Raw genomic sequence first — 10,967 nt, 5'->3', positions numbered from 1 at the left:
ACCGGTCGCCACCCTACCGGCGGCCGTGAGCCAACCCGGCGAATTCGTCAGCGTCGACGACAAAGCGGTCGAACTCCTCGCCGCGATGAACGCAGCCCGCGCGACGGAAGGGCTCGCCCCCCTTCAATGGGACGAAAACCTCGCATCGGTCGCGTTGGCCCGCGCCACCGACCTCATCCGGCGCGACTACTTCGACCACTACGCCCCCGACGGGAGTAGCGCCTTCTCTGAACTCGCCGTGCGCGGCATTCGCTACGCCCTCGCCGGCGAAAACCTCGCCCGCAACAACTACGCCGAGTCGCGAACGGTGGCCGCCGCCTTCCAAGGCCTCATGGGCAGCCCCGGGCACCGCGCGAACATCCTCGAGCCTCGCTTCCAGCGCGTCGGTATCGCAGCCGTTCGCTCCGGCCGCGTCTGGCTCTATGTCACCGTTTTCACCGACTGACCGCTGCCCCAGCCTGGTTTGCCTTCGATGGTGGGCGATGAGGGGCTCGAACCCCCGACCTTCTCGGTGTAAGCGAGACGCTCTGACCAACTGAGCTAATCGCCCACGGCAATTCCGGGATAAAGTCTACCCCCGCCCGCCGCTTGCGGTCGCCTCCGCAAGCCGCTCCATCGCTCCCATCACAGCCTCGCGCTCGATACCGAACGGCCGCTGCTCCACGAACCACCGCTCGAGTCGAGCCGGCTCCCAACTGCCCGCGTGCACGTAGGGCCGCAAATCCGAGTAGCGCGTCGCCGCAGCGCGCAAGTCCATGAGAGACCGGTTCCGAGCGACGATCGCTCGCGCCTCGCCACTCGCCAGCGCGTCCTCCAGCTTCGTATTCCGGCGGCCCAGCACCCGGCTGGCCAGCGAAGGGTCGTCCAGGAACGCATCGAGTGGCGCCTCCGAGAGGAGCCGCGCCGCCGTCAAAGCCCCCATCCCGGGAACGCCCGGCAAGTCGTCCGAACTATCGCCACTCGCCGCCCGAAAATCCAGATATCGCTCCCGAGGGAACACGACGGGTACCCCCGCGGCGTCTCGCGGCGCGGCGTGCTCCGCAAAATCTGCCGCAGTCACCACGACCTTCTTCACCGGCGAATAGATACTCACGCGCTCGTCGACCAGCTGCAGAAAGTCCCGGTCCGTCGAGGCGACGCGGACGGCGCCATCCGCGCCCAACGCCTTCGCGGCGATCAGGTCATCCGCCTCCGTGTTCGTCCCGCGGAGTATCTCGATAGGCAGCCCTTCGGCCAGTTCGCAAAAGGTTCCGACCGCGGCGAGCACGTACGGTTCGTTTTCGATGAACATCGGGTCGGACTCCCGCCCCGTCTGATATGCCGGATACAGCTCCCGCCGTCGCACCGGTCGGCCTTCGTCGAATGCCACCACCAGGCCCCTGACCGAACCGGGGCCGCCCGGCCCCAACAGTCGCCCCTGGCCGGCACGCCCATCCGGCGGCTCCCCCGCTCGCACCAGAATCCCGAAGACAGCCTGCGCCAACCCGAGAAGCGCAGCCCGTTCCTTGCGCTCCGGTGTGTCCGCCTTCAGGGGCCGGCGCAACGCATGGAAGCCGGCCCATGCCAGATTGTTCCCATCGAGGATGAGCAACACCTTCGGAGTATCGCACGCCACCAGCCCCGACGCTGCGCGCCCCCAACGCCGGGATTCTTTGATTACTTCCGCAAATACGGGAAAAAATCACCCGCCTCAGGCCCGCTCCCTACGCCACCATCGGGGATTGCGCGGATGCCACCGGTCGAGCAGGGCCACGATGCTTCTACCGATTACCAAGTACGGAGCACCACATGCCCGCGATGACCCTCGTCGACCAGTTGGCAATTACCGCGGCGGACCGGACCACGCGCCTCCGCTGGCTCGGTCTCACCGACCGCGATGTTGCCCTCATCAGGGAGGCCGCCAACTTTCTCCGGCCCCGCGCCGACGAGATCGTGCGACGGTTCTACGACCACTCCTTCTCTTTCCCGCAGTTCGTCGCCAAGGTCGAGGAGTCGAAATCCAGCCGCACCCGCCTCGAAGCTGCTCAGAAGGGCTACTTCCTCAAGCTCCTCGATGCCCGCTTCGATGAGGAGTACTTCGAGCACCGCCTCGTCGTCGGCCGGACCCATGCCGTCCTCAACATCGAGCCGCGCTGGAATGTCGGCAACTACGCCGTCTACGCCTCGATTCTGCTCGAGGAGCTCTCGAGGAAGCTCAAGGGTCAGAAGCTCGCCGAGACCTTTCTCGCTTTTCTTAAAGTTTTCGTCCTCGATGCCTCGCTCGCCGTCGAGACGTACATCAGTGAGGGCGTGCTCACGAACTTGGTCGATGCCTGTCAGGCAATGAGCGGGGCGGCCGCGTCGATGCGGGAAGGCACCACCCAGGTCGACGCCGCAGCCCGCGACATCGCCAACGCCACGCAGGAGATCGCGCGCGGGGCCGCCGAGCAATCCGCGGCGGTCGGTCAGCTCGACGCGACCATGCGTGCCCTCGCTGGCGCCATCGCCGATGTCGCGAGCGGCGCCGCCTCCCAAGCAGCAGGTATTCGCACCGCCACGATCACCACCGACCGCGTGCGCGATGCGCTTGCGCGGGTCGCCGAATCGGCGAACGCCGCCGCCACCAAAGGCGAAGGTTCACTCGCCGCCGCCCGCGAGGGTATGACCGCCGTCCAGCAGACGGTCGACGCGATGAACACCATCCGAGAGGCAGTCCGCTCCACCGCAGCCGAAATCGAAAAGCTAGGCCGCCGCGGCTCCGAAATCGGCGCCATCGTCCAGGTCATCGAAGATATCGCCAGCCAGACCAACCTCCTCGCCCTGAACGCCGCCATCGAGGCCGCACGCGCCGGAGAGCAAGGGCGCGGGTTCGCCGTCGTCGCCGAAAACGTCCGTTCGCTCGCCGAGCGTACCGCCGTCGCCACCAAAGAGATCGCCGGGCTCATCTCGGCCGTCCAGCACGGCACCGGGCAGGCCGTGCGCGCCATGGAATCCTCCGTCCGCGACGTCGAAGTCGGTTCCGAACGCGCCAACGAAGCCGGCTCGGCCCTTGGCCGCATCGTGCAGTCCGCCACCGAGGTCAACACAGAAATCCGCCGCATCGCCGATGCAGCGGCCGGCATGCGCGAAGGTGTCGAAACGCTCACCCGTCAGGTCGGTGATGTCGCGGAAATCGCCGAGCGCCTGGCGGCCGTCGCCGAGGAGATGCGCACGCGCAGCGAAAGCGCGGTCGAGGCCATCGCCTCCACCTCGGCGGTCTCCGAGGAGTCGGCCGCTGCGGCGCAGCAAGTCTCGGCGAGTGTCGAGGAAGTCTCGGCCCAGGTCGGCGAACTCGCCAACCTCGCCCGTCGGCTCGGCGAAGTGACGACCAAGATGTCCAGCTTCCTCGCCCGTTTCGGTGCTCTCGTCCACGACTCCGAGGGGCGCGCCTACCGCGCCGCGGCGTGAGAAGCCCTACCGGTTACCGTCGTCCGGGAGGTCCGGCAGAGGCACCACGTACGTCCAACGGTCTTCCTCGTCGAAGACCAGCACACCGCCCAGGTGGGCTGCCCGCATCACCGTCGCCGCGTAGGCAGCCGTCGCGTAGCCGTGCGGATTCAGCCGGACCGCCCGTGCTACCGCTGCCTCCACCTCCGCCTCCGGCCGCCCCTCCCCGACGAGCACCGCAGCCAGATTGAAAGCATCGCCAGAAGCGAACCCGAACCGCCGATCGAACCGGCGAAGGGCCTGTTCCGCTTCCGGAAGTCGCTCCACGTCCTCCGACGCAGCCGCGACGAGCGCCACCGTCTCCCGCCGCGCGTAGTCTCGTTCGAAACGGATCATCCGGCCCGCCGCCCGGTACTCCCTTGCTGCCACCGCGAACCTCCCCGACGCGAACGCCTCCCACCCTGCCTGCGCATGAACATCGGCCAGCGGGAGCATCGCCGCGATGGGAAGCGCCCCAGCCGTCACCAGCCCACCGACGGCGAGCCCACCGAACGATCGCCTTTCACGCCCGCGCCGAGCGAGTGCATCGCCCGCCATCGCGCCGAGGAGGCTGAAGAATACGGCGTGGGCCGCCAGCGAAATCGGGTTCACCAGCGTCAACGCGCCGTAGGCCGCCAGCGCAGCCCAGGCGATCGGCCAGTCTGGTCCGTTCCCGCCGCCCGACCGTCGAACACACCGGACCGACGCCGCCAAGCTGCCCACGACCAGACTCCCGAACGCCACCAGCCCGCACAGCCCGGTATTCGCGGCGATATCCAATATGGCATTGTGAGAACTTTGGGCGACGAGGTCGTACTCTCGGTAGGCACCCCCGAGGTCGGCCGGGCGCCAGCGCGGAAACCCGAGGTGGAGGCCATCCGGGCCTGTACCGAGGAGCGGGCGCTCGGCGATGACGTCGAGAGTCCCTCTCCAGAGCGCCACGCGCGTCGAACCACCGTGCTCCGCCACGGTCGCCTCGCCGGTCACCCGCGCCGCGGTTCCTTCGAGCCCTCCGGCCACCAGCGAAACGGCCGTCACCGCACCGAGCGAAATTATCACTGCCGGTGCTGCCCTCCAGAGCGGCGCTGCTGGCGCTCGCCCCACCCAACGTGCCAACGGGAGCAGCGCAAAGAAGAGCCCCACGGCCACGAGCCCGGAGCGGCTCTCTGCCTCGAGCACCATGAAAAGCGCCGCGCCCCACGCAAGCGCCGCGCCAGGGACGAACCAACGTCGCGGTAAAAATGCCGTCAGTCCCATCGCCACGACAGCGAACGCCGAGAGTTCGTTGGCATTGCCGATCGTCCCGAAAGCCCGCTCCGACGTATCGATCCACCAGGTGAACGGGTCCGCCCCGGCTGCTTGAATCGCCGTATACACGAGCGCGGCAGCCATTCCGACCAAGCCGCCCAGAAACACCCGCCACGCGCCCTGCGCCGCTAACGCCCACCCCCCAGCGAACAGACCGAGATACGCCAGCTGCGTAGCAAGGCCCTGCCGGTACTGGTAATACCCGAGGATGCTCCCGCGCCAATCGAGTCCGAGCGCCGTGCTCGCCACCAACACCGCCACCCATCCCGCCGCCAGCACGAGCAGCCAGGGCGGAACCGTCCGCCACCACCCGCCCCACCCGAACGCCGCCGCCGCGAACGCCCCCGTGGCGAGGAGTACCGCTTGCTTCGGCAGCGTAAAGTCGTCGTAGAGCGGTTCCCAGAACACCGTAGGGATGCCCGCCAGCGCCACCACCATCGCGCCGCGGAGCAGCCACCCCTCGGGCGCCGTTGTTCCAACGATCACAAACCGATGGTACGACGGTTAGCCGGTATGACCCGGTTCTCCCCTCGCCCAGAGCGTCCGTTCGTCGATCCGCCGCTCCAGCGTGTGCGCCACCGGAACGAACCCATGACGTCGCCAGAACGGAGCTCCGAGGTAGTTCCCGGCCACCCAGTGAAGCGTACAGATCTCGTGACCGTGCTCCGCCGCCCACCCCATCGATGCCGCCAGGAGCGCACTGCCGATGCCACCGCCCCGCGCCGCCGGGCTTACCACCCCTTCGAACAGGTATAGCTGCTCGTCGCGACGCACCGACTGCGGCGTGAATCCCGGAAGCAAGAAGAGCTGCATCCCGACGGCCTCGGTACCCTCCCAGGCCAGGAATGTCGGTACCTCGCCGGCGAGCGCGGCCCCGAGCAGGGCGTCGGTTGCCGGTTCAGCCTCGAGGACCGGCGGCCAGAACATCGGAGACTGACGATGGTGCGCCGCGAGTTCCCGGCTCAACCGACGTACCGCGTCCACATCCTCCCTCGTGGCCAGGCCTACGCGGACTCGCTCATCGCGATAGCCCGTCACGGGCTCCGACGTCCAGCGGGAAGCAGCCGTCAAAGCCCTTCCGAAGCCGAGCGATGCCCACGCATTCTCGGCCGAGTGGTCGCACGCCGCCACCTCCACCCGATGCACCAAGATGCCATCGCGAACCCACCCGCGCGCCAACGCTGCATAAAGCAAGGTGTACACCTCTTCCGCATCCTCATCGGCGGCAACGGCATGGCCGAGCGCCGAAACCACCGCCGACCGCAGCGGCAAGAACTGCGCGGCAACGTCCCGGGGAGAGAACGCCAACCGCGAACCGATACAGAACCCGACCGGCCGGCCGCGGCGCAATGCAACCATTCCTTCGCTACCTGGCTGCAGGAATGCGGTTCGCACGGCCTCGCCCGCGCCGAGGGCGTCCCCGAGGGCCGGCTCGAGGAACGGCAGGCGAGCCAAAGCCGCCCGCTGGCGCGCTGCGAGGAGGTCGCCGCAGGCACCCAGGTCCTCCTCCGCCAGGGGGCGCACCTCGACTCGGTCCGACATCTGCCGAACTGTACCGAGCAAGGTAGGCAATGGTCGAAAAACCTGTTTCGTTCGTATTTCTCCCGTGTTACATTTGGATTAAATCTGCGAGGAGGGCAGAGAACCATGAGGAGTACCGTCGTGACCGACCCCGAAGAAGCCGTCAAGCAGGCATCCGCCCACCTGTACGAAGCGCTCACCCACCATTACGGGCCGCTCGATCTCGCCGCCCACCAGCCGATCGTGCGGGCCATCTCCGAATACGCTCAGCGCTGCCGTGAGCACGACGAAGCCGGCCAGGAAATCGCCAGCCGCCACGTCTACGAGGCCCTCACCCATCATTTCGGCCCGCGCGATTTGGCCGCCAACGACCCCGTCGTTCTCGCTCTCGCCGAATACGGGGAGGCCTGCCGGCGCGCCGGCCCGAAGCAGCAAAAGCAAGCCTGAACGGCAAAATCGCGAATGGCACACGGCCGGCAGCTCAAGCTGCCGGCCGTGTGCACGTCCCCATCGCGGCGTACCGGTTAGCAGCGAGGGATGCGCTCCTCCAACGCCGCAATCAGCCCGTTGATCGGAACGCGGACCTGCTGCTGGGTGTCCCGGTCGCGAATCGTCACGCAATCGTCCCCAGCGCGACCCTCCTCCCCGACGGTCTGGAAATCGATCGTGACGCAGACCGGAGTCCCAATTTCGTCCTGTCGCCGGTAACGCCGGCCAATGCTCTGTGTCTCGTCGTACTGCGTCATCCACAAAGGGCGCAGCATGTCGTATACCCGCCGCGCCGTCGGCCGCAGCGCGTCATTCTTCGAAAGCGGAAGCACCGCAACCTTCACCGGGGCGATGCGTGGTCGAAACTTCAGCACCACCCGCTTCTCGCCCTTCTCGTCCAGCTCTTCGCTATAGGCATCAAGCAGCACCACCGCGAGCGTTCGCGTCAGCCCCGCTGCCGGTTCGATCACCCAAGGGATGACGTGTTGTCCGGTCTCCTCGTCGAAATACGTCAACGGCTGGCCGCTTAGCTTCGCGTGCGAACTCAAGTCGTAGTCGGTCCGCGCCGCGATTCCCTCCAGCTCCCCCCATCCCCACGGGAAGAGATACTCGATGTCGGTCGTGGCAGCGCTGTAGTGCGAAAGCTCGTCCTTCTCGTGATCGCGCAACCGCAGGCGTTCCGGCGCGATGCCGATGACCTCGACGTACCAGCGCAGCCGCTCCTCCACCCACTCGCGATGCAGCGCCAGGTACTCTGCCGGGTTCTCTCGGTCGGCCGGCGGCATGCAAAAGTACTCCATCTCCATCTGCTCGAACTCGAGCGTCCGGAAGATGAATCGGCCCGGCGTGATCTCGTTTCGGAAGCTCACCCGAGTCTGCGCAATCCCGAACGGGAGCTTCCGCCGCATGGCTTGCTGCACGTTCACGAAGTTGACGAAAATCCCCTGCGCCGTCTCAGGCGGCAGGTAGGCCATGTTCGCCTCGTCCGCTACCGGCCCCACTTGCGTCTTGAACATCATGTTGAACTGGCGCGGCTCCGTCAGCTCGCCGCCATCGTATGGGCAGAGCGGATTGCCCCTCGCATCCCGCTGCACCTCCCCGTACGCACCCTCTTCGAGATGATCCGCCCGAAAGCGCCGCTGGCAGCGCTTGCAATCCACCAGCGGGTCCGTGAAGTTCGCAACGTGACCGCTCCCGACCCATACGAGCGGGTTCGTGATGAGGGCCGCATCGAGCCCCACCACATCGTCCCGTTCCATCACCATCGACCGCCACCACGCTTCGCGGATGTTCCGCTTCAACTCCACTCCGAGCGGTCCGTAGTCGTAGGCATTGGCGAATCCGCCGTAAATTTCCGCCGAGGGAAAAACGAACCCGCGCCGCTTCGCAAGGGATACGATCGTCTCGAGGTCGGGTGCTGGCACGCTGAACCTGCCTGCTCGTCAAAGTCGACGCGCCCGGCTGACGCGCCGCTCTGCCCACGTTACCGCGGAACGGCCTTAGCCGCCGGAACCACCCAGCCGACGGGCTACCTCCTCCCCCGACAGCGGCAGCTCGAACACTTTCACCCGGCCAGCCGCCCCCTGGACGAGCACCACATCCCTCCCCGGAAGCCCCAGCGCCCGCGCCAGCAGCCACGCCACCGCCGCATTCGCCTGCCCGTCAGTCGGAGCGGCGCGCACCCGCACCCGCAGCCGGCCATCCGCGTCGAACCCCTCCACCGCATCCCTGCCCGCCCGCGGAGTCACGCGCACCGTGAGGCGGCTCACCGTTCGCCCCCCGTCGCCAGAACATCCCAAGTCGGGACTAGAACAAATGTGCGCACCATGCTATCGTACCCAATGGCGACGGCTAGGATGGTATCATCCGGCCGCGAACCAACCCGGCGGGTAGCTATCCATGTCTGATGCCGACCGCGCCCGCGCCCTCGAGCTCGCCCTCTCCCAAATCGAGAAGCAGTTCGGGCGCGGAGCCATCATCAAGCTCGGCGATGCCGAAGCCAATCAAACCGAGGTCATCTCCTCCGGCTCCCTCGCCCTCGATATCGCACTCGGCGTCGGCGGCATCCCCCGCGGGCGTGTCACCGAAATCTTTGGGCCCGAATCAGCCGGCAAGAGCACCCTCGCACAGCACGTCATGGCCGAAGCCCAAAAAATGGGCGGCACCGCAGCCTATATCGATGTCGAGCACGCCATGGATCCCGGCTACGCCCGCGACCTCGGCATCAGGCTCGAAGACCTCCTCGTCGCCCAGCCCGATACTGGCGAGCAAGCCCTCGAAATCTGCGAAACCCTCGTCCGCTCCAACGCCGTCGATGTCATCGTCGTCGATTCCGTCGCCGCGCTCGTGCCCCGCGCCGAAATCGAAGGCGAAATGGGCGATGCCCACGTCGGCCTGCAGGCCCGGCTCATGTCCCAGGCCCTCCGCAAGCTCACAGCTACCATCGCCCGCACCAGCACCGCCGTCATCTTCATCAACCAACTGCGCGAAAAAGTCGGTGTCGTCTTCGGCAACCCAGAGGTGACACCCGGTGGCCGGGCCCTCAAGTTCTACGCCTCCGTCCGCATCGACATTCGACCCGTCGATTCGATAAAGCGGGGCCCAGATATCGTCGGCCGCCGCGTCAAAGCCAAGATCGTCAAGAACAAAGTCGCCCCTCCCTTCCGCCAGGCCGAATTCGATATCATGTTCGAGCCGCCGCGTGGGATATCCCGAACCGGGGATATCCTCGATCTTGGTGTCGAACATGGAATCCTCACCAAAAGTGGAGCCTTCTACAGCTACGGCGACATGCGCCTCGGCCAAGGCCGCGAAAATGCCAAACAATACCTCGACGATAACCCCGAGCTCGCCCAAGAGATCGAGAATGAAATCCGCCGCCAAGTCGGCCTGCCAGTCCGCCAAGTGAGAGGAGAAGAGCTGGTGGAGCGTTAGCTCCCCGGCCGTATGGACGAGTCATCCAGTCTCCAAACGCCCACCATCGTTTCGATGAGCCCCGCCGGTCGGGGTCGCCTCCGCATCGTCGCCCTCAGCGACGGACGTGAGCTCGTGTTTTCCGAGGAAGCCTGTGAGCGTGCTGGCCTCACCCAAGGCATGCTCGCCGACCCCGGGCTCCTCGACCTGCTCGACCGCGAAGAACGCCGCGCCAACGCCCACGAAGCCGCCCTCCGACTCCTCGACGCACGGCCCCGCTCCGAACACGAGATGCGCACCCGCCTCGCCCTCCGCGGCTTCGACCCCGAAACCATCGAATTCGAAATCCAGCGGCTGCGAGCCGCCGGCCTCCTCGATGACGCCCGCTTCGCCCGCGCCTGGGTCGAAGACCGCAAGCGCCTCTCGCCCCGGGGCAGCGCCATGCTCCGCTACGAGCTGCTTGGGCGCGGCATCGACCCCGAAGCCGCTGCTGCCGCCATCGACGGCATCGACGACCTCGAGCTCGCCACGAATCTCGCCCTCCAACGTGGTCGCCGCTACCTTGGAAAATCCCACGAAGAATTCCTCGCCAAGGTTGGCGCCTTCCTCCGTCGGCGCGGGTTCGACTACCGAGTTACCTCCGAAGCGCTCCGCGTCGCCTGGGACCAGCTTTCTGCGAGCGGCGAACACCCGGCCGCCCCCTCCCCCTGAATCCACAGAGACCGTACGGTGGGCGTCTCCCCGCCGTTGCCACAGCTTCGGCCGAGCAGTGTGGCGCTCATTTGAGCCCGCTTCGGCGATCCATTTGATACTACGTACCGATAACGCGGAGCGGAGACTCTGGCCATGTCGTCCGTTCCCGCTCCCGCCGCTGCCTTTCCCACGATCGCTCGCCAGAGGGCCCGGGCCGCCACCCTGCGCTTCATCGTCGTCATCCTCATTCTCGCAGGCCTCCTCCTCGCCGCCATCGTCGCCGCCACTGCACTCGGCCCTGTCTCCATCCACCCACTCGATGCTTGGCGAATCCTCCTTTCCGAGGCGGGACTCCCCATAGCGCTCCCAGCCAGCGACCGCGACGTCGCAGTCGTCTCCCAGCTTCGCCTTCCCCGAATCCTCCTCGCGGCCATCTGTGGTGCAGCGCTCGCCGTCGCCGGAGCGGCCCTCCAGGCCGTCTTCAGGAACCCGCTCGCCGAACCTGGCGTCACGGGCGTCTCCTCCGGTGCCTCCCTCGGCGCCGTCGCAGTCCTCTATTGGGACCTCGATGCGGTCAATCCCCTGGTCCTCCCCCTCGG

11 protein-coding genes and 1 tRNA gene are annotated in these 10,967 nt (G+C 67.0%); 6 read left to right on the top strand and 6 right to left on the bottom strand.

Features of this window, described 5'->3' with window-relative positions:
- A partial coding sequence (locus VAE53_RS03005) for a CAP domain-containing protein (RefSeq protein WP_322817883.1) occupies positions 1-445 on the top strand: 445 nt, incomplete at its 5' end.
- Between the two features lie 28 nt (positions 446-473).
- Here VAE53_RS03005 and VAE53_RS03000 read toward each other — a convergent pair.
- A tRNA-Val gene (locus tag VAE53_RS03000) sits at positions 474-550 on the bottom strand.
- A gap of 21 nt (positions 551-571) precedes the next feature.
- Positions 572-1,594, bottom strand: a complete 1,023-nt coding sequence (locus VAE53_RS02995) for a hypothetical protein (RefSeq protein WP_322817882.1) — start codon at positions 1,592-1,594, stop codon at positions 572-574.
- A gap of 194 nt (positions 1,595-1,788) precedes the next feature.
- Between VAE53_RS02995 and VAE53_RS02990 the strand changes: the two genes are divergently transcribed.
- Positions 1,789-3,426 carry a globin-coupled sensor protein gene (locus VAE53_RS02990; protein WP_322817881.1) on the top strand — a complete coding sequence of 546 codons (1,638 nt, stop codon included), beginning with the start codon at positions 1,789-1,791 and terminating at the stop codon, positions 3,424-3,426.
- A gap of 6 nt (positions 3,427-3,432) precedes the next feature.
- Here VAE53_RS02990 and VAE53_RS02985 read toward each other — a convergent pair whose 3' ends face one another.
- Positions 3,433-5,238, bottom strand: coding sequence for an O-antigen ligase family protein (locus tag VAE53_RS02985; protein WP_322817880.1), 1,806 nt, complete (start codon positions 5,236-5,238; stop codon positions 3,433-3,435).
- A gap of 18 nt (positions 5,239-5,256) precedes the next feature.
- Positions 5,257-6,294 (bottom strand): GNAT family N-acetyltransferase, encoded by a 1,038-nt coding sequence (locus tag VAE53_RS02980; RefSeq protein WP_322817879.1) that lies wholly within the window; start codon positions 6,292-6,294, stop codon positions 5,257-5,259.
- 105 nt (positions 6,295-6,399) lie between these two features.
- Here VAE53_RS02980 and VAE53_RS02975 point away from each other — a divergent pair, with 105 nt between their 5' ends.
- Complete coding sequence (locus VAE53_RS02975; RefSeq protein ID WP_322817878.1) at positions 6,400-6,720, top strand: hypothetical protein; 321 nt, start codon at positions 6,400-6,402, stop codon at positions 6,718-6,720.
- Between the two features lie 77 nt (positions 6,721-6,797).
- On the opposite strand, the gene VAE53_RS02970 is transcribed toward VAE53_RS02975, so the two are convergent.
- Together VAE53_RS02970 and VAE53_RS02965 are read right to left on the bottom strand one after the other, a co-directional pair.
- Positions 6,798-8,186: a glycine--tRNA ligase gene (locus tag VAE53_RS02970; protein WP_322817877.1), complete on the bottom strand. Its 1,389-nt coding sequence runs from the start codon at positions 8,184-8,186 to the stop codon at positions 6,798-6,800.
- Between the two features lie 75 nt (positions 8,187-8,261).
- Complete coding sequence (locus tag VAE53_RS02965) at positions 8,262-8,531, bottom strand: DUF167 domain-containing protein (protein WP_322817876.1); 270 nt, start codon at positions 8,529-8,531, stop codon at positions 8,262-8,264.
- A 130-nt stretch (positions 8,532-8,661) separates the two neighbouring features.
- On the opposite strand from VAE53_RS02965, the gene recA reads away from it, so the two are divergent.
- The 3 genes from recA to VAE53_RS02950 form a co-directional block, all read left to right on the top strand.
- Positions 8,662-9,696, top strand: a complete 1,035-nt coding sequence (recA, locus tag VAE53_RS02960) for a recombinase RecA (RefSeq protein WP_322817875.1) — start codon at positions 8,662-8,664, stop codon at positions 9,694-9,696.
- A 54-nt stretch (positions 9,697-9,750) separates the two neighbouring features.
- On the top strand, positions 9,751-10,386 hold the full coding sequence (locus VAE53_RS02955) for a regulatory protein RecX (protein ID WP_322817874.1): 636 nt from the start codon (positions 9,751-9,753) through the stop codon (positions 10,384-10,386).
- Positions 10,387-10,521: 135 nt separating this feature from the next.
- Positions 10,522-10,967: iron chelate uptake ABC transporter family permease subunit (locus tag VAE53_RS02950; RefSeq protein ID WP_322817873.1), on the top strand; the 446-nt coding region annotated here is incomplete at its 3' end.

The organism is Tepidiforma sp. (genome assembly GCF_034432735.1).
Taxonomy (GTDB): domain Bacteria; phylum Chloroflexota; class Dehalococcoidia; order Tepidiformales; family Tepidiformaceae; genus Tepidiforma.
Note: the sequence above shows the minus strand (reverse complement) of the source record. Positions and strands in the feature narration are given on the sequence as shown.

Bases quoted from the DNA above. Each gene is read 5' to 3' on its own strand.
- VAE53_RS02975 (WP_322817878.1), top strand. From the start codon at position 6,400: ATGAGGAGTACCGTCGTGACCGACCCCGAAGAAGCCGTCAAGCAGGCA.
- VAE53_RS02980 (WP_322817879.1), bottom strand. From the start codon at position 6,294: ATGTCGGACCGAGTCGAGGTGCGCCCCCTGGCGGAGGAGGACCTGGGT.
- recA (WP_322817875.1), top strand. From the start codon at position 8,662: ATGTCTGATGCCGACCGCGCCCGCGCCCTCGAGCTCGCCCTCTCCCAA.
- VAE53_RS02955 (WP_322817874.1), top strand. From the start codon at position 9,751: ATGAGCCCCGCCGGTCGGGGTCGCCTCCGCATCGTCGCCCTCAGCGAC.
- VAE53_RS02990 (WP_322817881.1), top strand. From the start codon at position 1,789: ATGCCCGCGATGACCCTCGTCGACCAGTTGGCAATTACCGCGGCGGAC.